Origin of the sequence: Fibrobacter sp. UWB4, assembly GCF_002210345.1 — a bacterium.
Classification (GTDB): Bacteria; Fibrobacterota; Fibrobacteria; order Fibrobacterales; family Fibrobacteraceae; genus Fibrobacter.
The window spans coordinates 1-24,591 of sequence record NZ_MWQI01000012.1; the positions used below are offsets into that span (position 1 = coordinate 1).

16 protein-coding genes are annotated in these 24,591 nt (G+C 48.7%); 3 read left to right on the forward strand and 13 right to left on the reverse strand.

Annotated elements, in window-relative coordinates:
* Positions 1 to 483: 483 nt before the first annotated feature.
* The 6 genes from B7990_RS14005 to B7990_RS14030 are packed head-to-tail and all read right to left on the reverse strand — an operon-like array spanning position 484 to position 9,719.
* The gene (locus tag B7990_RS14005; protein ID WP_088641499.1) at positions 484 to 1,539 is read right to left on the reverse strand and encodes a glycoside hydrolase family 18 protein; all 1,056 of its coding nucleotides are present in this window, start codon (positions 1,537 to 1,539) and stop codon (positions 484 to 486) included.
* A 17-nt stretch (positions 1,540 to 1,556) separates the two neighbouring features.
* Positions 1,557 to 2,294 carry a hypothetical protein gene (locus B7990_RS14010; RefSeq protein ID WP_088641500.1) on the reverse strand — a complete coding sequence of 246 codons (738 nt, stop codon included), beginning with the start codon at positions 2,292 to 2,294 and terminating at the stop codon, positions 1,557 to 1,559.
* 12 nt (positions 2,295 to 2,306) lie between these two features.
* Complete coding sequence (locus B7990_RS14015; RefSeq protein ID WP_088641501.1) at positions 2,307 to 4,466, reverse strand: hypothetical protein; 2,160 nt, start codon at positions 4,464 to 4,466, stop codon at positions 2,307 to 2,309.
* 15 nt (positions 4,467 to 4,481) lie between these two features.
* Entirely contained in the window at positions 4,482 to 6,692 is a 2,211-nt protein-coding gene (locus B7990_RS14020) for a hypothetical protein (RefSeq protein WP_254917548.1), read from the reverse strand.
* A gap of 27 nt (positions 6,693 to 6,719) precedes the next feature.
* Positions 6,720 to 8,966 (reverse strand): hypothetical protein, encoded by a 2,247-nt coding sequence (locus tag B7990_RS14025; protein WP_088641502.1) that lies wholly within the window; start codon positions 8,964 to 8,966, stop codon positions 6,720 to 6,722.
* 9 nt (positions 8,967 to 8,975) lie between these two features.
* Positions 8,976 to 9,719 carry a carbohydrate binding domain-containing protein gene (locus B7990_RS14030; protein WP_088641503.1) on the reverse strand — a complete coding sequence of 248 codons (744 nt, stop codon included), beginning with the start codon at positions 9,717 to 9,719 and terminating at the stop codon, positions 8,976 to 8,978.
* Positions 9,720 to 10,048: 329 nt separating this feature from the next.
* Between B7990_RS14030 and B7990_RS14035 the strand changes: the two genes are divergently transcribed.
* Positions 10,049 to 11,194, forward strand: coding sequence for a glycoside hydrolase family 5 protein (locus tag B7990_RS14035; protein WP_088641504.1), 1,146 nt, complete (start codon positions 10,049 to 10,051; stop codon positions 11,192 to 11,194).
* A gap of 27 nt (positions 11,195 to 11,221) precedes the next feature.
* Here the strand turns inward: B7990_RS14035 and lpxA are convergent, their stop codons facing one another.
* Positions 11,222 to 11,989: an acyl-ACP--UDP-N-acetylglucosamine O-acyltransferase gene (gene lpxA, locus B7990_RS14040; protein WP_088641505.1), complete on the reverse strand. Its 768-nt coding sequence runs from the start codon at positions 11,987 to 11,989 to the stop codon at positions 11,222 to 11,224.
* A 152-nt stretch (positions 11,990 to 12,141) separates the two neighbouring features.
* On the opposite strand from lpxA, the gene B7990_RS14045 reads away from it, so the two are divergent.
* Positions 12,142 to 13,245 carry a glycosyltransferase gene (locus B7990_RS14045; RefSeq protein ID WP_088641506.1) on the forward strand — a complete coding sequence of 368 codons (1,104 nt, stop codon included), beginning with the start codon at positions 12,142 to 12,144 and terminating at the stop codon, positions 13,243 to 13,245.
* Between the two features lie 49 nt (positions 13,246 to 13,294).
* Here the strand turns inward: B7990_RS14045 and B7990_RS14050 are convergent, their stop codons facing one another.
* Genes B7990_RS14050 through B7990_RS14065 form a run of 4 tightly spaced genes read right to left on the reverse strand, consistent with a single transcriptional unit; the run spans position 13,295 to position 18,019 of the window.
* Complete coding sequence (locus B7990_RS14050) at positions 13,295 to 14,647, reverse strand: CCA tRNA nucleotidyltransferase (RefSeq protein ID WP_088641507.1); 1,353 nt, start codon at positions 14,645 to 14,647, stop codon at positions 13,295 to 13,297.
* Complete coding sequence (locus B7990_RS14055; RefSeq protein ID WP_088641546.1) at positions 14,647 to 15,012, reverse strand: hypothetical protein; 366 nt, start codon at positions 15,010 to 15,012, stop codon at positions 14,647 to 14,649. Before B7990_RS14055 ends, B7990_RS14050 begins: the two co-directional genes overlap by 1 nt.
* A 22-nt stretch (positions 15,013 to 15,034) precedes the next feature.
* The gene (locus B7990_RS14060; protein ID WP_088641508.1) at positions 15,035 to 17,374 is read right to left on the reverse strand and encodes a gliding motility-associated C-terminal domain-containing protein; all 2,340 of its coding nucleotides are present in this window, start codon (positions 17,372 to 17,374) and stop codon (positions 15,035 to 15,037) included.
* A 30-nt stretch (positions 17,375 to 17,404) separates the two neighbouring features.
* Positions 17,405 to 18,019 carry an RNA polymerase sigma factor gene (locus B7990_RS14065; protein ID WP_254917549.1) on the reverse strand — a complete coding sequence of 205 codons (615 nt, stop codon included), beginning with the start codon at positions 18,017 to 18,019 and terminating at the stop codon, positions 17,405 to 17,407.
* Positions 18,020 to 18,068: 49 nt separating this feature from the next.
* On the opposite strand from B7990_RS14065, the gene B7990_RS14070 reads away from it, so the two are divergent.
* A complete protein-coding gene (locus tag B7990_RS14070) occupies positions 18,069 to 19,982 on the forward strand; it encodes a thioredoxin family protein (protein ID WP_254917550.1) in 1,914 nt (637 codons plus the stop codon).
* A 56-nt stretch (positions 19,983 to 20,038) separates the two neighbouring features.
* Here B7990_RS14070 and B7990_RS14075 read toward each other — a convergent pair whose 3' ends face one another.
* Positions 20,039 to 20,956 carry a hypothetical protein gene (locus B7990_RS14075; protein WP_141099294.1) on the reverse strand — a complete coding sequence of 306 codons (918 nt, stop codon included), beginning with the start codon at positions 20,954 to 20,956 and terminating at the stop codon, positions 20,039 to 20,041.
* 108 nt (positions 20,957 to 21,064) lie between these two features.
* Positions 21,065 to 24,376 (reverse strand): hypothetical protein, encoded by a 3,312-nt coding sequence (locus B7990_RS14085; protein ID WP_141099295.1) that lies wholly within the window; start codon positions 24,374 to 24,376, stop codon positions 21,065 to 21,067.
* Positions 24,377 to 24,591: the final 215 nt, after the last annotated feature.

Consider the following 24,591-nt stretch of genomic DNA (forward strand, 5'->3'; position numbering starts at 1 on the left):
CAGGAATAAAAACAAGGGGTCAGCGTAAAAAAAATCAATTTTTTTTCATTTTTTTGAAAAATAATTCGATCTTTCAATAAAAATACAAGATATCAACACATTACCAACTTCAACAAAGAGTTCAACGAGGCAAAACCATCAAATTTATCATCCTATACCCCCAAAAAATATGTGGAAACGCATTTCCACTAACAATCAAAAACTTTGTACGCATGGTAGAAGCGGACATTCTCGCATAAAATGGCCCCATAAGGATCTATCGGCGTTTTACGGGATGTATGGATTCTCCTGCGGAGAATGACGTCTTATTTCGGCAATGCATGTCATTTAATCAATTTGCATGCGGAGAATGACTTATCACCAGGGATCCCCTGCAATTAAGCAAAAAAATCCTCGGCGCGATTGCGTCGAGGATTTTTTAAAGCGTTTGCGAATCTCGCGGAACGTTGAAAGTCCGCAGGAAATCCCGAGACTCTTCGAGAATTACTTCTTGGAAGCCTTGTAGTTCACGCCCGGGCGGAGTTCGAGGCCAACCGTCACGAGGAGCGAAACGATCGGTTCGTAGTGGTCCTGGGAGAGGTCATACACGGCAACGCCTGCCATGCCTTCGCTCTTCACATGCTGGGCAACAGCCTTCACAGACGGGATACCCATGAACACGATAGATTCGGTTTCGCTCACAGCCACTTCGGACTTGGAAGCTTCATCGAATGTCACCGTGTAATCCGGAGTGTCAAAGCGGTTCATGAGTTCAGCGTACGGGAGGTAGCCTTCGTTACCACTGCCCACGCCCTGATGGCTAGAGCCGAGGCCCTTTGCACCGGCAAAGGACTTACCGTAGAGGAACACCACCGGAGCAAGGAGGTCCTTGTTCACGCCGGCTGCAGCAACAGCGTCAAGCGTTTCCTGAACAGAGTTTGCACTCTGGTTCGGGACGAGGCTACTTTCGCTTTCATTCATGAGATCAGCCATGAAGACGTCCACGTAAGCGAGGCGGTTCAAGGCTTCGGCCTTGTAGGCGTCCATGCCGGCGGCCGGGTAAATCACGGCCGTTACCGTCGAGCCAGAAAGACCGTCGACCAAGGCGTTCACCATCTTGGCATAATCTTCGGAATCATCCGTCGTAAGGTTCTGCCAGTCAAGTTCAACACCGTCGCCGCCGTTTGCTGCAATCCAATCCTTCACGTTAGAAACGAAGGAAGAAAGCGTCTCGTCGGAGGAGGCGATAGCCTTGAGGTTCGATTCAGCTTCCATGCCACCGACGGACACGATAAGCTTCACGCCGTTGTCCTTGGACATGCTGACAAGATTCTTGAAGTTGTCGGCATCGTATTCATCGGCAAAGGCGACCGTACCTTCCGCACTCGGAGCGATCGACATGTAGTGAATGTCGGTCACAAGATTGTAGCGGATGTCCTTGGCGTAAAACTGAGAATACTGACTCCAATACGGATAGAAGCCAATCACTTTGTCAGCGGCAGCCTGGGCAGCCACAGCAGCGCCCATAGCAAGAGCCAATGTAATAACTTTAAAGTTCATTTTGATTACCTCTAATCCTATTGAGCCTGTTTTACTTCACCTTTTTTCTTATTTTCATTAGCCTTCACAATACGATCTACACCATTGGCTTCATCATAGCAGTACAGTCCAGTATCTACATACTGTTTATATTCAGCTTCAGATTCAACCCCATTAGATACATTATTTTCGTCTACAAAGACTTTTGGATCACGAATCGGCAAATTGGACTCGTCCAGACGGCACTTGCGGTATGTCCAACCATGGCCTTTACCAAACATCAGATACTGCTGAGAGATAGCCACTTCGTCAACCGGAATAGCCTGCAAAGCACCCCAGTCATCGGCAACACCCACAAAATTGTACTTCAACAGATCCTTCTGGACTATCTTAGCATCTTTTTGGGCTGCAGCGTCAGCCGAAGCAGCATTGGCAGCATACGTATTCCAGTCGGCCTCTGTTTTACCCAACATAAGCGGATGCGTATAAATAGCCTTAAGCACATCATTGTTGGCCAGGAACGAAGTTTCGTCATTGGCCTTAATCGGAGCTACATCGACGCCAAGCGCTTTCTGGGACTCCTCATAAAGCGTATTTTGATTGGAGACATAGTCTCTAATCTGCAAAATACGCAATTCAGGGTGCAACTCCATGTATTCAGCAGTGCTGAAACCAGTCGGGAAACTGTCTTCGTAAGGGCTGTCAACAATCATCGAGGAGCAGGCGCCCAAAACACCTGCAAAAAGAATCATCGTGTACTGGTAAAACTTTTTCATTTTCAGCACCTCTTAGAAATTTACCGTTACATCGGCAAGAAGGACGTTCTTGCTGATAGAAATCTGTTTAACAACCGGATCGTTAGCCACTACGTAATCAAGGTCGTTCTTGAGCATACCGTACTGAACAGACAGGTAAGACATCGGAGCAAGCTTGACGCGGACACCGCCCAAAATGAGCTGTTCGGAAGCCTTAGTCACAGCAAGTGGGCTAAGGGGCGAGAACACGGTATTATCAAACTTCTTTTCAAATTTCTGGAAACCAGCGAGCAAAGCAACCGGTCCCCAGACATCGGCTGTAACACCCGCAACGATACGGGTTGCAGTACGCTTCATGTAGGCATCTTCCTTAGCCTGGGTAAAAGAACCCTGGAGAAGGATCTGCTGGTAGTTCGGCAAGAAGCCGCCCACGTCAACACCAACGCCGACACCGATTTCCGTGAACTTGTTTTCTCCGTAAACCAGCGTGTAAGGCATTTCGGGGTTGCCTGTTGCAGCAACATCAATCGGAGCATCGGACTGAGTCAGCATGTTGACACGCGCATTGAAGAACACCTTGTCGGCCCAGTTGACATCGGCCTTAGCCATAATGCCCTTACGGTTCGGAGTTGCAAGGCCAAACGGCAAGGCAAGACCCACAGACGGATCAAGAACCATCAACGGATCAAGTTCGAGCTTCTTTGCAGTATTGCCCGTGTAGCCATTGCGGTAGAAGTGGCCGTTCTTGTAGTTGTTGTCCAAACGGGAATACAAATAACTGCTTTCATCATCGTCAGACAAGGTATTCGAGCTGTTCGAAGTCATCAAGTTTGTCGCCTGCAATGTCGTAGAGTTGTAGACATTGAAGTAGAGGTTTTCAAGGCTAGAGGCTCCGAACGTGGACATGATCATCGATTCATAGGAGCCTTCGGCATAAAGAGCGTTAGCATTGAGAATCGTTGAACGGCCCTGATAAACCGGAGAAGATGCCAATTCAGACCAGAAGTTGGAATCCGTCTGGAGGTAGCCGGCATTGACCTTGAAGTCAACATCCTGGATATCGCCCTTCACAAAGACATCGGCATAGATGCTCTTGCCATCTTCATCGCGGTAATCTTCGTTCACAAGAAGCGATGTAGCCAGCTTATAATACTCCTGGAGGTAAATAACAGATTTTCCATTAACGTCACCAGAAACGAGTTTATAAGAACGCACTCTTTCTTTCTTCAGGTAATCACGGTTTACCGACCACTTGGACATGGCAAATTCGCCATTGAAACCGAATGTCACCGGGAGATCCGGGAGCACCTTCTTGGAATCAAAAGAGGCATCCACAGAAAGAACCATGTTGTTATCGTAATAAATCGTATCGGAATCATCAATCTGCCTAGAACGGCGAGTCAGCTTGCGGTCAAAGAGATTGACATAGTTCACACCAAGGTGCGCCCCATAGGCATCGGCACCGACACGCCCACCGAGGAGGTAGCGGTCAGAAAAGTCGAAGTCAAAGAACACCTGGTCTTGCTTTTTAGCCGTATTGCGGAGACGAGCACCCGTAAGCTGGGCGGTAATGTTATCGACCGGACCCACGCTACCGCTCTGGTAAGCGACGTTGAGACCCTGCAAAAGGCGACGGCTGGTCGTATCGAGGTTTCGCTTTTCAAGAGCTTCGCGACGCTTTTCTACAAAGATCTCCGGTTCCTGGAGGATTTCGGTCTGCGGCGTGTAAATGGTGAACGGGGTATAGCCCACACGCATGTAACCCAAGTTAAAGTCAACATGCTTATTCAGGATTGTACCGTCGTAGCTGAACCAGTGGCCAATCACCGGATTGTTGTTTTCGTCGTAAGCGCTCTGCCAGTCCTTGTGCAAACGCAACTGGACATCGATCATGGTCTCAGAACTCGGACGTGCCGTCAAGCGCAGGTTCACATCCGTGAAGGCCTGGTTTTCCTGCGTCGGGGATTCCGCAGTGTACTGGTCAGAAGACGAGAAGGAAGCGAGGGCGCCAGCCTTTGCCGTACCGTTAATCTTCAAGCCCAACACTGCAGCGCTGAGAGAATCCAACTTTTCCAACAGGGACTTCTGTTGCGTAACAACCTCAGCCTGGTTATCGGCGGCAAATGCAGATGCAGCCGAGAAAGCGATTGCGGAGGTCAGTAAAATTTTGCGCATGTTCATATTGAAATTCATTCTAGTTACCTCCCATTAAAATTCCACATTAATGGAAGCTTCAAAAACAGACTGACTAAACTTATGCTGGTACACACCCGTTGCGCCATCACCCTTCGTGGTTTTGTTGAAGTAATCCGGCAAGTTGCGGGTTGTTGCGCCCAGAGTAGCGGTGTTATAGTCGTTTGTAACATTGATCATGCCGAAGTTGATGGCAAGCCATGCATTATCTGCAACCGTGTAGTCAAAGCCAACCATCCACTGCATCTGCTTGCTCTTTACGAGAGGTACATCAAGACCGACGTTAGGATTGATACCTTCAATGCTACCGAGTATAGAACCGTAGTCAGTATTGATCATCTGGAAGCCAGCCGTAAAGCCTACACGCGGCAAGAACTGGAACGAGCCGCCCACATTGATGAAGTCGCTCTTGAGCGTTCCAGAGAGGCCACTAACCATGTTGGTCGTGCTTTCGGAATGCTTGTAAGAAGCGGCAAATTCAGCAGGCTTGCTGAGACCCGCGATCTTCGCGATGTCGGCCTTCGCGCCACCACCGAATTCCATGTAGGAGACCTTGTCTACAATACCTTCGAATTCGCTCTTCACCTGGTTAAAGACGCTCACGAGAGCCTGGGCTTCGACCTTTTCTTGCCAGTCGCCCTTGATAAGAGCGCGAACACCCATGCGGTTTGCAGTAGCAAGGCCGTTCGGCAAAACAAGCTGGAGAGCAGGATCCATCATCATGTTGATAAGGGCGAGCTGTTCCTTGGCATAGACATTGGATCCCCAGGAGTTCTTGTTGTACGGAGCGATGTTATAGCTTTCGGTCTGACCATCCCTGAAAGCGTCGTCATTTGTCTGAAGGATTCGCGGAACCGGAGAGAACTTCGGAGAATAGTGATACAAAGCATCAAAGGTCGAGTAGAGAGGTGAATTGACACCGTACTTGACCGTGTTGCCATCCTTATCGGAGTTCAACACGCGCTGTGCAAAGAAGCTCGGAGACTGCGCGAGGTTATTGAACCACTTTTCGTCGTTGCGAACCACGTCAAGGGTGATGCCAGCACTCCAGCTGTCATCCACCTTGTAGCCTGCGTTCAAGTTCACGAGGATGGCAGAACCATTCTCGCTTTCTTCGATGACAGGAACCACACCCGATACAGGATCTGCGGCACCAAGAATCTTCTTCTTGTTGATCGACATGGCGTATTCAGCCACGAGATCAAGAGTGAGGTTCTTGTTTTGCATGATACCTGCCACGTCGGCACCCGCACGTGCGCTCAGGACGAGCGTGTTCTGCGGTCCAACATCCGGGTTGATTTCCTGACGCACATAGAGACCCGACTGTGGCACACCTTCTATATCATACAGTTCGTCCGGCTTAAATTCGTTCGGCTTGGACCCGCGACTCATCAAATGGCGGTAGGTGTACGTCTTGGAATTTTCATTGTCGAAAATGAACATCGGGGTCACGCCGACAATAATGTTCTTCTGCATCGGCAAAAGTTCGATATTGCCGCCAACAAGCCACTTGTCCGTATTGGCAGCAAGGGACGTCGCATAGCCCGCAAGGGAATCGTTCGGAAGGATATTGCCTTCGGCACCGCTAAAGTCGAGAACCGATACGCGATTTACACGGGCAAAGAAAGCTTCTGCACGGATTTCGCCCACCATCGGGTCGATTTCCTGGCGGAACTGGAGATTTGCACCCTGGAGGTTGCGCTTGTTGCCTTCGAGGAGCTGTTCCTTTTCGGCCATGTGGCGCTTGCGAGCGAAAACCGTCGGTTCATACATGATGTCGATACCGGGGTTGTAAATCGTAAGCGGAGTAAGTTCCTGACGGAAATCACCGACCGTCCAGTAGAAATTCTTGCCGATATTGCCTTCGACATTGAGCCACTTGGCTTCAAGAGTCTTGGCTGCAGCAGCGAAGTATTCCTGCATGCCGCCGCCAAGGCGCATAATCACGTTAGCGCGGACCGTTTCATACGGGCGGAAGCCGAAGCTCAAGTCGGCCGTGACAAATTCGTTGCGTTCCACATCCGGGAACTTGTTGATGCCCGTCGGATCCTGATCTGTCGAGAAACTAGAGAGCTGGGCAACTGCACGGATGCTTCCGCCAATTTCAACACCACGCTTGGCATTGGCGCTATCAGCCTTGGCCTGCAAGGCCTTTTGATTGTCCGCAACAGCAGATGCCGATGCAGCAACCGAAGCAGTAAGAAGGGCGATTAAAATTCTTTTCATTTTCATATTCATCTTTAGCATCCTCCCTTAGAACCAGGCCTTTGTTTCGGCGGCAATGTAATGGGAATGCCAATCATTGTCAGAAATGGTTTCGTCAGAGTGCGTCATGAACTTGTAGCGGAAGTGGAGACCCACGCGGTCAGAGAAGTCCCAGTCAAAGCCTAAGCCAATGGCGAAGTCCTTATAGTTGATCGGGGCCTTCTTGAAGTAGACATCACTAGTTTCGTAGTAGAAACCATTGTTTTTATTCAATTCGCCAACACGATACATCGCATATGCCTTTTCGGACCTGAATGTTTCAAGGCCGAGGATACCCACCATGTGGAAGGTCGGCGTCACAGCGATAGTCGGTTCAAACTGACCATAGAAGCTCGTCATGAGCATGTTGGACTGCTTTTCGGAAACAGCAATCGGAGCAAAGGATGTTGAAATACCGGAAAGAGCCACAAATGCGGTCATCATGATATTACGGTCGGTACCAAACCAGTGGCCGATATCGTAACCACCCATGAAGGAAATGTAAGAAGACCACTTGGCATGCGTCGGGACTTCAAATTTAGAAGCCTGTTCGCCATTGTCGTAGGCAGCAAAGGATTCCCACAATTCCCAGGTACCACCATAGAGACCGCCGTTCTGACGGTACATCTTGATGCCATCTTTAAGATTTTTATTAGTGCCGACACGGCTAATATAACCAGGACCAGAACCGTTACCGGAGTCAGCCACGAAGAGCGGCTTATGCTTAGTCCAGGAGTTGGTGCTTTCCCACATGTTGCGACCGTTCAAACGGTAGTTGAAGGCCATCACGTCCTGACCGGCTTCGATCTGACGGTGCTGGGCATACTGGAAGTCAAAGTAACCGCGGTTGAAGGTCGGTTCCAACTTGAAGTTGATACCGGCCATGTTCGGGGAATAGCGAAGCGCACCTGCGTTGAGGTAAGTTTCATCCTTGCGCCAGCCCGGGAAGCGGGACGGATTGGTAAGAGAATACGGAGAGTAGAAGCCCGGCTGGAAGAACACGAGTTCTGCAGTCATCGGCCAGCCTTCAACGTACTTGCTCTGAGTCTTTACATAAAGACCAACCTTCGGAGAAGCGACACTGGACTCCTTCGAGGCGCTGGTGTAATCATCTTTGGCCTTGCCTGTCGCAACATCCACAACAGGAGTCTTATAGTAAACAGAGGAATCCGTGATGCTGATACCAAGATCGGCCATCAAGAAGAGCTTTGGAGTGATATTGCCCTTAACATCGACAGAAGCCACATGGGTATTGAGAAGAACAGGAGTACCTCTGCCGCTCTTTTCCCACTCGGACTTGAAATCCGGTTCGTAGATGATAGCGTCGTCAAACACGACACCCAAGTAGTTCACGCCAACTGTCAGATTATCGGCAATCTTTTCCTTGGCGACACGGCCATGAAGGACGGAGCCACGTAAATCGATGGTGCCCATCATTTCAAGTTCGCCCGGCTGACCACCGTACAAGCGGAGACCATCACGAGTACCGACATCGGCATCCGCCGGCTGCGACACAAGGAACTGAGCCTTCAAGTCATACGGGAGCTGGTAGATGTTGGCAAAGACACCACCGAAGGAACGGTTCGTCCAGAATGCACGACCACCTTCCTTGACCGGCTTGAATGCCTTTTCCTTATAGTAGGTAGAAACGGTCTTTTCGTCTTCGAAAAGTTCATACTGCCAAACGAAACGCGGATTCGTTTCGCGTTCCCACATGGTAAGCGGAGAAGCATTGGCCCAGATAACACCACCAGCAGTGATGTAGGCGCCAAACACACCGGCACGGATATCAACACCGGCATTCAATTCTTCGTTGATGGTCGATGCATAGTAGTCGGTAGAATGGTCGAACAGGACGCGTTCATCGTAGTTACCCGGGGCCTTTGTCGGATGCTTGGCCAGGTAATTCGTATAAATGCCACTCAAGTCGAACGGGAACATCAAATTGGTAAACAACGTAATGTAGGAGTTCGGCATGGCAACGACGTTCACGTTCAAGATAGCGTCAACGCTTGTGCGAGCCTTGTCGCTTTCAACCCAGGGACTCTGTTCGGAATAGTGGAAATTCTTCAAACGGAAAGCCATGTAACCGGAGACTGCCAGTGGCAGATCGTCCTTACCCAGGAGTGTGGATTCCATGTTGCCGGAAAGGGTATCCAACGACGCATTCAGGGAATCAATCTGCAACTGCGGAGGAAGAGCCCACGCAGCACCGAGGCTAGACGCTAATAAAAGGGAAGAAACTGTTTTGCGCATAAAATCCTCTTAAATCTCGTTGCGGAACGGATAATGAGCCGGGCCTTCGTACGGCTTGCCATGCTTCTTAATCACGATATCGTCAATCCAAACCTTGAAGGATTCGTTTTCATCCTTGCGGACTTCAAGACGGAAGCCCTTGAAGTTGGACCATGCGAACGGGAGCATCACTTCGCGCGTGTTCTTTGCATCCCAGTAGACACCGGTATTGCCGAAGAGCTTCAGAGGAATGCTGAAGTGCTTCCATTCAGTTGTAATTTCACCAAGGCTCTTGGAGCGGAGCTTCACCTGGAGGGATTCGCCGTTGCTCTTCACGCCATCGTCAACGAGCACGAACAAAGCGTTTTCGCCACCCTGGGCACCTTTAAGCCAAAATTCGAGAACACCTTCTTCTAAATACGGAGTCAGGTCCACGGAACCGGCAATACAGATTGCCACACCGGAATAGTCGCTTGCGATAAGTTCGATTTCCATGGAGAGTGCACCTTCCATAGCGTACTTATCCGTGAGTACCGGTTCAGGGTTTTCACGCGGGTACTGATAGGTGTAACCACCACCACGCGGAATTGCTTCACGCATGACAACGGTGACAACTTCCTTGTCTGGACGGAACGGCTTAGGATCCTTCATGACAAAGTGGGACTGGTCACGGTCACGATAATCGCTAAAACCGTAGCCAGCAAAAGAAGACGAAGCAAGAAGCATCGCTGCTAGAGCGGACTTCCAAATGGCTTTTTTTAGGTTTCCATTCATAATAGGTACAAATCTCCAAATTCGGATCGTCTACAATATAGCTTGTTTTTTTGTAATTTCGATTACCCGTTTTGCAAAAAAGGCTTTGCAAAGCATGATACATCAACGAAATACCGCCATCCAAGCCACATAAACGCTGGACTCAAGCGTAAACGAAATTTTTTAGATCTGTAATGTTTAAGAATGTTTACAAATTAATTTTTTGACAGCTGTCACACTGGATTCAGGCGTAAACATAAGATAAGCATGTTTTTATTTTTCTAGCTTTTGATTTATATAGATTTTGAGAACAGGTATTATAAGCAAGACACCAATTTTTGGGGGTTACCATGTTTAAAAAGCTTCTTTCCGCAATGGCAATCGGATGTCTCCTTTGCGCATGCGACAACGGAACCGCACCGCCGCGTTCTACACCTAAAAGCAACAGCAGCTCAGCTGTTCCTGTAGACTACACTCGCGGCAGGTACATGAACGCGATTCTCGGGCGCGGCATCAACCTGGGCAACTCCTGGGATTCCGACGGCCGTGACGATGCAGCCTGGAGCAACCCCATCCGCGACGTGGATTTCGCCATCATCAAAGCAGCCGGTTTCAACTCGGTGCGTATTCCGGTCCGCTGGCAATACAATTCGGACTACTCCACCCACACTGTAGACCCGGACCGCCTTGCAGGAGTCATTGAAGACATCAATCTCGCTATCGCCAACGGGCTTGCCGTTGTCGTGAACTTCCACCATTATGTGGAACTAAACTGCGCCGGTGGCGGACACAAGGATCGAGGCTGCAAATACGACGCCACAAAATTCGAAGAAGAAAAGAACCACTTCCTTCTCTTGTGGGCACAAGTTGCAAGCGTGATGAACGCCTTCCCCGACGACATGATCGTGCTCGAAATCCTGAACGAGCCGGTGATCCCCAATGTCGATCTCGTCAACCAGCTGATGCTCGACGCCTACAATGTCATTCGCACACACGCCCCGAACAAGACTATCATGTTCGAAGCGCTTCACGGCGCCAAGTTCTATGATATCGACAAGATGAAGCTGCCGCCTGACGGAAACATCATCTTTAGCGGACACTACTACGAACCGTTCCAGTATTCCCATCAAGGCAACATGCACGGGAACGCATGCAGGGGCGATGAGGTCAAATCCATTACCGCCAGCACCGACCTGAGCAGCTACGCCACCCTCGCCAAGCAATATTATCCCGATATAAACGGCACAGACCACGTTCCGCTGAACATGGGTGAATTCGGCGTTGCCGGCGGAGACGTTAGCCCCTGCAATTGGGAAGACGGAAATGGCCCTAGCAGCGAAGGCAAGGCTGAATGGGCAAACGCAGCAGCCAAGGCAGCCATCTCCCGCGGAATGTCGTTCCATTACTGGGGATTTAGCTACACAGGCGGATTTGACGCCTACGACCCAGGTTCCGAAAAGTGGCACACGGGATTCCCGCAGGCACTCATTTTCTAGAAAAAAATGCGCAAAAGCGCAAAAAAATCACGGGCGGACGAGAGAACCGCCCCAGTGCTCGTCAAAGAAGGCTTGGAACAGAGGTTCCGGGCCTTTTTTCAGTTCTTCGATAACTTCGGCGGCCGGGCGCTTACTACGGTAAAGCTCTCGGAAAGCGCGCTCGAAAAACGCAATGCGTTCGGGCGGGAATTCATCTGCATGCAAGCGGAGCGCATGGAGGTTGAGGGATGCAAAGCGAAGCGGGTTCCCAAATGCACGGCTGCACGGAGGAACGTCGTAATCGACCTTGAGAGTACCGCCCACGAAAGCGTAGGCGCCCACCTGGTTACGCTGCTGCACCGCCGTAGTGCCGCCGAGAGTCGCAAACTTGCCAATGCGCACGTGGCCGCCGAGCTGGCATCCGTTAGCGATGACCGCCCCTTCACCAATTCGGCAGTCGTGCCCCACATGGGCGTAAGCCATGATGAGGACGCGCGGGGCAATGCATGTGCAACCGCCGCCCTGGACCGTGCCGCGGTTGAGCGTCGTGTATTCGCGGATGATGCAATTTTCGCCAATTTCAAGATGCGTCGGCTCGCCTGCGTACTTGAGGTCTTGAGGAGGCGCCCCGAGGATTGCCCCATCGTAAACGTGCGTATTTGCCTTGATGGTCACTCCACCGTAAACGCGCACTCGCGATTCAAGCACCACATTTTCGCCAATTTCCGCATTTTCATCAACAACGCACCAGGGGCCAATAATAGCAGACTCGTGGATTTTTGCGGATGGATGAACAAAAGCGGATGGATGAAGCATAATTAGTAGGAAGTAGGAGGTAGGAAGTTAGAAGTAGACAGGAGCGCCGGAGGCGCAGTTACTAGCAATAATTTAGTAAAAACATTCTAGTAACTAGTAACTCAGAACTAGTAACTAAAATTCATTATTTTGATTTTTCTAGATTTAAACGCATGGGTGGCATTATTCTCGCATGCCTGACTGCGCTCTATGCGTTACTGTTCCTATTCTTTATAGTAGGACTGTTAAAGACGCATCGCTATAAAGGCCCGAAAGCGACCCCGAGCGTCTCGGTCGTGATCCCGATGCGCAACGAAGAGGAATTTGCCGAACGTACGCTCGAAGCGGTCGCCGCCCAGGACTACGTAGGCGAATGGGAAGTGATTTGCGTCGATGACCGTTCTACCGACCGCACACGCGAAATTCTCGAAAAGTTTGCCGCCACGCACCCGCGATTCCGCGTTTTGAGCCTCCCGCAAGATTTACCGCAAATTGCAAGCCCCAAGAAGCGTGCGCTCGAAAGCGCCTTCAAGATTGCCAAAAACGAAGTGCTCTTGACGATGGACGCGGACTGCATCCCGCGCAAGAGCTGGATTACCGCCATGGCCGGGCGATTTGTCGATGGCATCTGCATTGTGCAAGGCCCCAAGCAGAACAACGGCTCGCGTTCGATGCCGCATCTCTACCAGAAACTCGAAACGCTTGGCTACACCGCGATGGAAGCGGCAGGCTTTAGCCTTGGCCGCCCGATTGTCGCAAGTGCGGCTTGCCTTGCATACAAGAAGGACCTGTTCTTTAAAGTCGGCGGATTCGGAGACCTCATCAACCTCTCGAGCGGCGACGATGACATGCTCATCCACAAGATGATGAAAATCCCGGGAACGAAGGTCTGCTACAATCTCGACAAGGATGCCGTCATTGAGACCGCCCCGGTACACACGTGGAAACAGCTCTTTAACCAGCGCGCCCGCTGGAGCAGCAACGGCACAAACTACGAAAGCAAACCATACATCCTTTTGCTCACGCTCATTTACACGTACTACATCTGGATGTTCGTGAGTCCGTGGTGCGCCATCTTCCTCGATTTCCCGTGGCAGTGGTGCGTGTTCAGCATTCTGCCCAAGATTGTCGTGGACTTCGTATTCTTGAGCATTGCCTCCTGGAAGCTCAAGTCCAAGCGCCGCATGCTCGCGTTCTTGCCTGTAGAGCTTATCCAAATCCCGATGATCGTGTTCTGCGTCCCCGCAGGAATCTCGGGAATGTTTAGATGGAAATGATTTAGACGAAAGACGAGAGATTTTTAAAGCCCTCTCGTCTGTAGGCTCGTTAGAGCCGTTCTTTCGTCTGACTCCGGACCCACGCGATTGCTTCTTCGGCGTTCTTGATTTTACCGTCGAGCTGGAGCTCAAAGCTTTGCTTGATAGTTTCGCCCATCTGCTTGCCCGGCTTGAATCCCAGATCCATAAGCATTTTGCCCATGAGGAAGGGCTGCGGAGCTGCATTGAGCAAATCAAGATCTGCAGCAGCTTGCCAAAGCTGTTCCGGGAATTCCGGGGCGGCGGCGGCGGCGTAATACTTACGCGGGGTGGCTTTAACAAGCAGGCACAACAGCTTTAGGCCACCCAGCTTCACCGCCATGCGGCGAAGCGCCGGCGCATCACTTACAATTGCAAAATCAAGTCCGCTATAAGCTTTCAAAAGCAGCGGGACATTCTTGACCAAGTGCGATTCGTTCGTAATGCGTTCGAGGAACTTGAGAGAAGTATCGGCACTCCCGCTGAGGAATGATGCAAACGCAAATTCCATCACCTGATCGTCCGAAAGCGGTGCGCACTTGGCGTCACCAACAGCTTCACCGGCCGCATCAGCACTCACATTCACAAAGTTCCTGCGCAAGCCCTCCATGTTGTCGAGCATTTCAGCCAGATCTTCCCAGGAGCCACGCAGCGGTAAAACTTCCGGGAAAAACTCGTTCAGCTTGATGTCCAGGAAAGCGCGCAAGCCAAGCGACGGCTTGCCCGGCTTCAAGAGCCACTTCTTGAATTCTTCGAACAAGCGCTCGATAGAAAGGTCCTCAAGCGAAAGCGTCTTGCAAAGTTCAACCGTCTCGGGCGCAAGCCTAAGCGCAAAACGGCTCGCAAACTGCACACCGCGCAAAATGCGCAGCGAATCTTCGACAAAGGCTGGACCCACATGGCGCAACAAGCCTTTCTTCAAGTCGTCAATGCCGCCGTACGGGTCGCAAAGCGTGAGTTCCGGCAGTTCCATGCCCATCGCATTGATGGTAAAGTCTCGGCGAAGCGCCGCTTCCTTGAACGAGAGCTTTTCATCCGTATGCACCACGAAACCGCGGTGGCCATAGCCGACTTTGCTTTCGGTACGCGGGAACGAGAAATCGAGCGAGAGGCCCTTCATCGCCAAATGAATCACGCCAAACGCTTTGCCCACAAGATTCGTACGACCGTACTTCTTTAAAATCGGGACAAGTTCATCTTGCGTGAGGTCGTAAACTTCGACATCGTAATCGCGGCAATCCTTGCCGAGGAGCGCATCGCGCACCCAGCCGCCCACCAAGAAGGCGCGGCCACCCGCTTCGCGAATTTCGCCTGCGATAGAAAGCAGGCGCCTGGGCAAATCCGGTTCAAACGGCTTGCCCGCAAGAGTCGTTATAGTAGGCATTACTTGTCCGCCTCAACAGACTTGTAACGGTCGTAAATGCTGGTCGTCTTCTCTTCGGAAGAATCTTGCAACAACTTTGAAACGGGAACCTCGACATTTGCAGAATCCACCTTGGTTCCGTCCGTATTCGCATAGCGCTCGTAAATGCTCGATTTAGATTCAGTCGATGCACTCTTCTTTTTTGCCTCTTCGCTACGGCATGTACGGAGTTCTTCTTCCATATAGGCGCGCTGGTCCGGAGAATACGACAACGTGTTCAAACGGTACTCAATTTCTTCACAAACAAGTCCCTGACGTTCACCAGCGCAACTCGAAACCATAAACATCGCAGCCAAAAAAGCCGTAATTCCAATAAATTTATTCATATCAATGCCCTCACCGCAAAAACTAATGGACAATCAAAAGTTTTCCTTTCTTCACCTTTGACTTTGTACGGACAACATACTGGTAAACGCCCGGCGCCACCAGCTTTCCATTATTCATAGTTCCATCCCATTCGGCACGGCCCCCGACAAGACGGTCTCCACTAAGCGCCATAACGAGCTTGCCACCTCTATTGAAAATGCTAATCACGGCATCTTCGGCGACATTGTCAAAAACAATACGGCTATGGTTTTCGCGTGGGCGGAACGGATTCGGATACACCTTAAAGTCCTTGTTGGAATCATCGTCCATATTGCCATCGGTCCCACCGACATCCTTTCGAAGGTAAGCCGAAACGCCGTTATCATGAGCAAACCATACAACGCCCAAAACGGAATCCACGGCTACATCCTGGACTCTATCGCTAAGGAGACCTTGACGCGCCGTAAAGTGCTGCACAGAAAGCGTATCGGGATTCGTCGTACGCGGAGTCAAGCGGTAAGCGCCCTGCATCGAGGTCCCGACCCAGAGGTTTCCACGGCTATCAACATCGATGCTTGTAAAATTCGCACTCGTAAGCCCATTTGTCGAAAGAGGGGTCAACAAGGAAGTGTCCTGCTCACTCCAGTACACAAGCGACGCAGCCGTAACCATCCAGAAATATCCAGTCTTCGGCTCATATACCATATCCAGCGGAGTCGATGGAGCACCATAGTACGACTTTACATCCTTCTTTGCGACTTTCGAAATATCGCCGCCCATCTTTTTAGGCGGAAGCATTGTAATCACATCCAGGCCACCATTGGCCTCTGTGCCCATCGTGGAGCGAGTTCCGACATATACAACCCATTTACCATCTTCATTGATGCGGGCAATCATCGGACCTGCAATAGATGTACTTCCGATATTGTTCGCGCAGGAAACTTCTCCGTCAAGGCTTATATAGACCAGGCTATATCCCTTATTCGAAGCCGTCGCCGTCAAAAAGCCCGAATTATCAGGAGCAGGCGTCGAAGTGACCGCGATCGTATAAACAAAAGCGTCCTTTTCTGTATAATCATCTAAGCAATTATCCGTAGAACCCATGATTACGGCCGTGGCGGAATCGCCCCAATTTGCAAATATGGAAAAACCCATGCCCCAAACATGGTAGAATACATGGCCATCAGGAAGAACAGACATCACCTTCATGTCATGCCCGCGTGCATTCGTCATATTTCCAAGACCACTTTTCTCGTCTATTGGAAACGCCAATGTAGGCGGAGTCCATGACTGCAAGTCCCTATTGTGCGAGAAATACCCCGCTTCGGAAGCTGCGATAACGCCACCCTTCGGGATTGCCTGAAGTTCGTACACGTTACCAACAGCAAAGGGTTTATAAGTTGTCACGTCCTCAATTTTTTTTCCGTCATAATGGAATACTTTTTCAGGACCGGCCAGCAAGGCGCCCTTAGAGAGGAGTTTCACCCACTGGACCCTGTTCTTATAATAATAATGATCAACGACGGGCACCGCCCCACCCTTTCCAGATCTCATAACGGAGTCTTTCTCGTACAGGATGGAATCCTTCAACAACTTACCACGGACAAGAATCATGGACGACGTATCGGCAAACGTAAGGAACGTATCGTTAACGACGCGCGTCTCCTTTTCATCTTCCCAGATCCACATGCCTTCTAGCGGGTAAGTCCTTATTTTCCCGTCTTTCCAGACGATGGTCTTAATCTCTTTCCCTGCGCTGGAAACATTTTTCATGACCTTCCAGGAATCGGGATCGTACAAATGCGCATCAGCTTCAAGATTATACCAATCCATCTTGCGCAGATAGACTACGCCATCGACAGCAACAAACAGCGAGTCGCCATGCACTTCCATCGCGCTGACAGGCGTCTTGGAAAGGTTTGCATCTGAAATTCGGTCGACAGTCACAATAGACCTGTTAGAAGGGATGCTGAAGAACGAAAGGCGGTCTTCGAAAGCGATAACCATCGCAGTCCCCGCAACGCGCATCATGCCCGGAATGACACGCAAATTGTTCCCGGCATAAGAGCGGTTCAGGACTTCAAAGGAATCCCTCTCGGACATTCTAGCAACAACACCATTATCACTTAGCGCAAAAAATCCGAGATCCGAAAAAGCAACAGCACTTACAGACTGGTCGCCAAGCCCCTTCGACGTCATGTACATTGCATCGCTTGTTGCGGTCTTAAAACGAATGCCCCCCGCAGTCGCCATAAAAAAGCCGTCGCCATAAGGAACAGCTTCCCTTACCGGGAATGGGTATGAATAATTGAACCACTGGTCAGCAGCAAAGGTTGACGTGATCAGGGCAAGGATAAAAATTAGATTAAGCAACTTTTTCACATTATAAAATTACGAAATTTAAGGATTATTTCAACCAGCAAATTCAATTATTTCTCGCAAAGAGGCATCGCGGCCCGTTATCATTTTTATCCGTTCTTTCTGCATGGCCATTTTTTCGCGCATTTTTTGATACGCCCTCATTTTGCGTTTCGTAACCGCCTTTCTGGAAAGTCCAAAAATCGCGCTCAAGTCCGTAACCCTAAACCCTCCGACAACCGACAATTCCACAATCATTTTTTCCAGCGGATTCAACGTCTCAAGCAAAACCGAGAACTCGCTCATGACAGACTCCATGCGGACACTACCATCAGATGGCGCACAGACTCGCTCCTCAAAGGCCCTATAGTCAGCCTGCTGATCTCTCAAACTCGAGAACGGAATTTCGCGGCCCACGTGCCTTTTGCGGTACCCACTGTAATGGCAGTGCAAAAGAACAGTCTCCAGCCACGGCAAAAGATAAATCCCGGCATCCAGATTATTAGCCCTTTGACAAAAGCGAAGCGCCACCTCCTGAAACAAGTCGTCTGCTTCATCTTTTACGCCACACTTTTGCAGGCACAATTTGTATATTCTGTAGGAATATTTTTCCCAGACAGCCCCTACCCAATCAGGGGGACGGTTACAAAGGAATCCCGTATATGACATAAATGTTTCATTTCCGATATTTTCTACTTCTTACAATGAGATTTAATTTATGAAAATTTTATACAAATTTATGGAAATTGGAAATTTTGCAAACAACCGTTTGCAAAAAACATTATTTTGCATCCTATTGTTTGCAACGGCCATTTTCGCGGAAGAGTTCAACATGAACAACATGCCACCTCCCGAAGCCGGCATGCAGTATTCCACAGGCCCATTGCAAAAAGGTTCAAGCGTCACTATCGAAATTGTCATTCCAGACAACTGGCATGTAAACGCCAACATCGCCGCCGATGAGTTTTTAAAGCCCTCGTCTATCGAGCTTTCTGCAAAAGGGGTCCACTTTGGAGAGCCGAAGTGGCCAGAACCCATCAAGGAATATAGCGAAGCGCTCGACCTCGAAAATCTTGTCTTCAAGGGATATTTCCAGATTACGCTCCCCGTCGAAAGCGTTGACGCCGATTACGACAGCCTTACGACACAGGCGACTTTCCACTACCAGGCATGCGACAACTCCATTTGCCTTGCTCCGTCGCAAGTGACATTCGGGCTTGGACCGCTCGGTTTCACGACAAGGCGAGCTTCGCGAGACGGCGCAGGGAACGCCACGGAAAAAGCAGCCGCAAGTGCCACGAGCGAAGCGAAGGAGTCATCGCCTTCGGCAACCTCAAATGTACTGAAAAGTGCCGCCGGGAACGCGGCGGAAGGCGCTACCGGAACATTCATCCTGCTCCTTTCGGCACTGTTCGGTGGCTTAATTCTGAACTTGATGCCGTGTGTGCTGCCGGTGCTTTCGCTAAAGCTTTTCAGCCTGATCAAGCAGTCTCGCGAGAGCCGCAAGCGACTGCTCGTACTTGGAACGTCAACAACGCTCGGGATTCTCGCAAGCTTCTGGGCGCTCGCCGGGATTGTCGCCGCCGTCAAAGCCGGCGGCGGGAATGCGGGCTGGGGCATGCAATTCCAGAGCGCAGGATTCATCGCGTTCATGGTCGTGATTCTGAGCGCTTTTGCCATGAGCTTTTTCGGGGTCTTTGAAATCTGGCTCCCAGGAAGCGCCACCACCAAGATGGACAAGGCCGGGCGCAAGCAGGGCTTCTGGGGCGCATTTTTCACAGGCGCGCTCCTCGTGCTTTTGAGCACCCCGTGCTCCGCGCCGTTTCTCGGCACGGCGATGGGTTTTGCGTTTACCGCATCGACCCCCGTGCTGTTTTTGTTTTTCACGGCCGCAGGCGTCGGGCTTGCTCTCCCCTACATGCTCGTGAGCGTGTTTCCGAAAGTCCTGAAAGCATTCCCAAAGCCGGGCGCCTGGATGGTCACGCTCCAGAAAATCATGGGCGTTCTCTTGCTCGGCACTGTCGCATGGCTCCTGTGGGTCGTGCATGAACAGGCCGGGAATGTTGGCGTTGGCATTTTTGCAGCCATTTCGCTCCTGAGCATCGCCATGAGCTTTGCGATAGGGAACATCGCCCCGCCAGGCGTCGCGTTTTTTCGCGAAGTGCTCTCCGTTGGCAGCGCCGTCGTGATTCTCGCCGTCATCTGGTTTGCATTAGCATCGCCAAAATTCGAAGCCGAAGTCGATGCGATTTTCAAGGCAAGGTCAGTACAGCTTATCACCGAAGACGGCTGGTACCGCTACACGCCGGAACTCATCGAAGAATTCGCGAAGTCCGGCCGCACCGTATTCATCGACGCCACGGCCGACTGGTGCCTCACCTGCAAGGCGAACGAAGCCGCTGTCCTCAACCGCGATGATTTCAAACATGCGATGGACAGCCTGAACGTCGCCCGTGTCAAGGCAGACTGGACCCGCGAAACGCCCGAAGTCACAGCGCTCCTGCGCAGCATGGGCAAGTCAGGAGTGCCTGCCTACGCGATCTACCCCGCTGGCGATGCAAGCAAGCAGATCGTGCTCCCAGAACTCCTTACGACAGACGGGATTGTGGAAAAAATCGCTACTAGTTACTAGTTAATAGTTATTAGTCGTTAGTGATTTGCACCCCGACACATCCGTCGGGGATTTTTTCACTCGTCTCTGTTTGTGCCAATGGCTATAATTTCAAACCCTTCAAAACCACCATACTCTTCTCTAGGCGTCGTCTGGAAAAAGAACACGACCTTTTCTACATGCTTTGCAGCTTCTTCACCAGAAATAGTTTCGTGTTCGGTATCCGTTTCAGGCTGTTTAAACTGGCCCCAATCAAAACATTGCGGTTCTTTTGAAGACTCCACCTTTAGCGACGGCAAGGCGTTTCCCAGCTTCCGATTGAGCGATTCACCGAGATCCAGTTGCAAAGTCGTTCCAATAGTTCCTAGATAAAAAAGGCATAAACCGTTCCAATTGGTCACATCGGCCGATAGCGCAGCGCCACTAGAATCAAAGCCCGCCACATAAAAACCTATTTTAACAAAAGGATCGTATGTAAGGCTCCCTTTTGCAAATCGCACGTCAGCCTCCAACATTCCTTCAAATTCAGGAACAACAAAATATCCATCAGTCCATTTAATAAATGATTCCCCGCCTTCTAAGGAATCGGTTTCAAAGAAAAATTCCCCGGCTCGGTCTCCAAATTTAGAGGAATCCTCCAGATAAACATTTGTTCTTACTTTACGATCTAGTCTCGACCACAAATCGCCCTCGCCATGGGAAGGAGTGGGAAGGCAACCACTCTCCCTCCAATGGCCACTTACTTTGCATAGACTCAAATGAGACGAAGAAGAGCTAGACTCCACCACAGATGAACTTGATTCTATTTCGGAAGAGCTGCTCTGTGCATTTAACGAAGAACTTGACACGTCTATTTCCAGACTGCTTGACGAATTATGTTTTGCAGTCCCTGCGCCAGGGTCGTCGAATGGTTCCGTAATGCTACCGTTTTCGCTTGAACACGCGAGCATCACAAGCGCAAACGCTCCTAAGGCCATACAAAGTTTATTGTTCATATCACGCCTCCTCATTCATAATGAATATACTCTAAAATTTATCACAAATCAACATGCGACAATCCGAAAATTCAAATTATTCATAAACTTACACATTCAAGTCTACGTTTAAAACAAGTCAGGAACAAGCGAGCCACGCCTCCCATACGCCACCTGCATTGCGTCTTTCGGAGCAAAATCGACTCGGTAGAACTTTGCAAACTGGTGTACAACAACATTGCGAGCCAGAACACGACCGTAAATAGCCTTTGAGACCTGTCCCATCGTAACAGATGCAATAGGCGCATAAATCGTGCCAGCCCACATGCCATCCAAAAAGAACCGTTGTGATGAATGATGTACAAGCTTAAATCCCTTAGCGACACTGACCCAATATTGAGTATTGCTTACAGGCTCACTGTTATAAGTATTCCAAATAATTTTTCCATTTGTATGGAGAACGGTCTCCCTACCCGGTTCTGCAAAACGAATCGTCGCACCCGCATCGATTTGTAAAAGGGATTCGACAAACATCCTGCCCGGTTCAATTATCAATGTACCCCCAGCCTGGACTGTCAACGAATTTAAAAGCTCTCTATCCTTCAAATGGTAGATTTCTCCATTTTGAACAATCCTGTTTTTAGATTTTGGGATTTCAGGCATATCTATAGAATAGGCGAAAATAAGACTATAAGGCCAAACAGTTCTAAAATAGAGTTTAACATTTCCTTGTATCAAAGATCCATTCTGTCGTGAAAAACACTCAGAAATATCATGTGTTTTCAAGACCTCTTCTCTCATCTTTTCAAGATCATAATCATATTTCTTTAAATCATCATTAGAGAAGGTGTGAAAAAAAGCGAACGCATTGAGATTTCCATGGACTACCGCAGAACTACGGGCAATAGCCTTTTCTCGTTTATTAGGATAAGCCTTAGTAATGGGGTTACTTACAAAATCAATATTACCAACATGGGCCCTAGCCCCAATACTAATCGGCGTATACGAAACCCCATACGAGAAAATATCTTCATCGGCAGAAGCTATATTGCAATAGGAACCACTTTCTGTTTGAGTGTTATAGCATCTGACATTATCATTAATTTTCACATATTCACGCCCGAAAATAGCATAGTCTCCAGGAATATCCATATTTTCAATCGCAGGCGTACTCATAAACCTATGATGATAGTTCACAAGGCCGTCAACAAAGCCATCTCCGTCGTTATCCGGGTCAATTTCTGCATATTTTCCATCGCAATCTTTATCACCACTATCATTAAGTCCAAGAAAAGCCAGATAAACAGGACTAAGCATCGTGACTCCATCAATTTCAACAACACTAGCATACCCATGCGTTACACTGCATTTCGGGTTATCCAGCGGTTTCGCAGATACCGTATATTCATAAATTTCACGCTTATCTTCTATACCGTCATTATCTGTATCCACCATATTTGGATACGTATGGAATCTATTTACTTCTTCAAAATCCGTAATTCCGTCACCATCAAAATCCCTATGGACTAGCTCATCAGACATCTGCACATTGCCATACGTAACATCAGGAATTAAATAAAAAGTAATATTACGAGAATATCGTGCTATGGGAAGATTGCCTTCATTATCTACAAACGCATAATAAAACGCATAATTATCAGCCGCCCCTACGTAGCCATAAATAACCATGACATGCATCGGTATCCCTACAAAAACAAGTTTATTATGGTCTATTGCATTCTTAACGGTTTCATAAGAAGGTGCTCCTTTAGTATAATTCAACTTTTCCACTTTCAACGCCCATTTCATAGCTTCGACAGAACCACCAGTAGGATCACCCGTTAATGGATCTAATGTTTTATAATTTATATCCCCACCAGAATTAAAAAATGGAGCTACATGAGAATCGTAATCAAGGATTTCTCCCTTATAAACAATTTCATCCTGAGTCAAGTTTCCGCCATAAAAATGATTCATGACTTGTATAGCGATGGCCCAGCACCTATTTTCTTCATGATACTCTAATCTATCCGCTTCAACATTAGGCCTATCCCATGAATACCTACCTATTTCATTCAAGTATCCAAGGTTCAGCATTCTTGTATCCCGACGGGCCTTAATTTTTTCAATTTTTAGCTGTTTATAAATACGCGTATCTATACCCGCCTCAACAACCCCAAAATTGAACGTATTAACAATTTCAGCACCATACTCATCCCTTGATTTCGTCGTAAACTCTTCATCTCCAATCACGGTCCAAGAATAATTCCCCTGATTAAGAGGTAGCACAACAGAAGTTTTCGACGTTGTTTGGTTATATACATCACTACCATTTTGATCACGAACAATAACCCTGTACGTTTCTACCCCCTTTACTGGGAGCCAACTGAAAAGCACTTTGTTTTCACCAGGAATCTGCTTAACAACATGTTCAATTGGAAATGTCATGATTGGCAATGGAGTAGAAACAACTTTCGCCGGATCGTCGTTACTCGTGAAACTAAACCAGTCGTTCGTTTCTACACCTGATTTTTGGGGATTAAGGCGGAAGTACGTATTTTTAGTATAATCAGCGTTATGCAGTCGGACACGCTCTTCAGCAGGGAAAAAATCCTGAGAGTCTTTCCACAATCCCGCTCCAATTGCGGCAGCGGAGTGAGTTCCAGCCTGGCCCCACGCAACATACGATACCATAGATGAATCTTTTTTCAACATTGCCTCACCAACATCATTCCACTCAAAGTCAGGCAAAACCAATGTCTTTGAAGATTCGCCACAAGCTGCTTGGCTCTGACAAATTCGAATAACGTCACCTGCAGCGAGAGAATCATTCCCAAGAGAAAAATCAGATTCGCTAGAGCCAACAAGCTTAAGATCGGACAATGCAGCCGTAGACTTGCCGACATTCTTTAGTTCCAGCCAAGAATGTTCAGAAAACTTAAGTCCAGAAATTTTAACATTCATAGATCCAGGCTTTTCTTGTACATTCGGCATTTCACCAAAAATAACATCATCTCCCGAGAGTAAAACGATCTTCGTATTTTTCACAAACGATGAAGAACTCTGATAGCTATAATCCTGAGTTTTGCCCCAAATGGGTTCTTTACGCAACGCAAGACTAAATCCAGCCATATCAGGATAATAGCCAACCGGTATTGATGGGATACTCAGTTCAAAATATGCAAGATTATCATTTATGTTTGACGAAGATACAGTCGCATTGGATAAATAATATTCTTCAACAACATACGGAGATTCTGTCCTATGGAAATAATAACGCAATTTAGCGTTATTGATAGGCGACCCAGAATCATTATTTATTCGTATTCGAACACCCGTTATATCAGGATTATTCTGCTGCTCATCGTAAAAATCTACAGAGATGGCAAAAATTTGGCTCACCATAACTAAAGCAAGCACTATGCTTTTTATTTTCATCACACTCAACCCATTTTATTTATAATATAAGCGTTGAAATTTTCAACAAGCTCACTATAAATATATGACAAAATAATTAAAATAAACAATAAAACAAATAAAAAGCAAAAAGCACAAAACTCTAGTGTTTAAAATTTATTCAAAATCGCTTGTTTGTTTAGTTTTTTTTTACAAAATAAGCATGTTTTTCAAATTGCCATTTTCAATGGCTATACAAG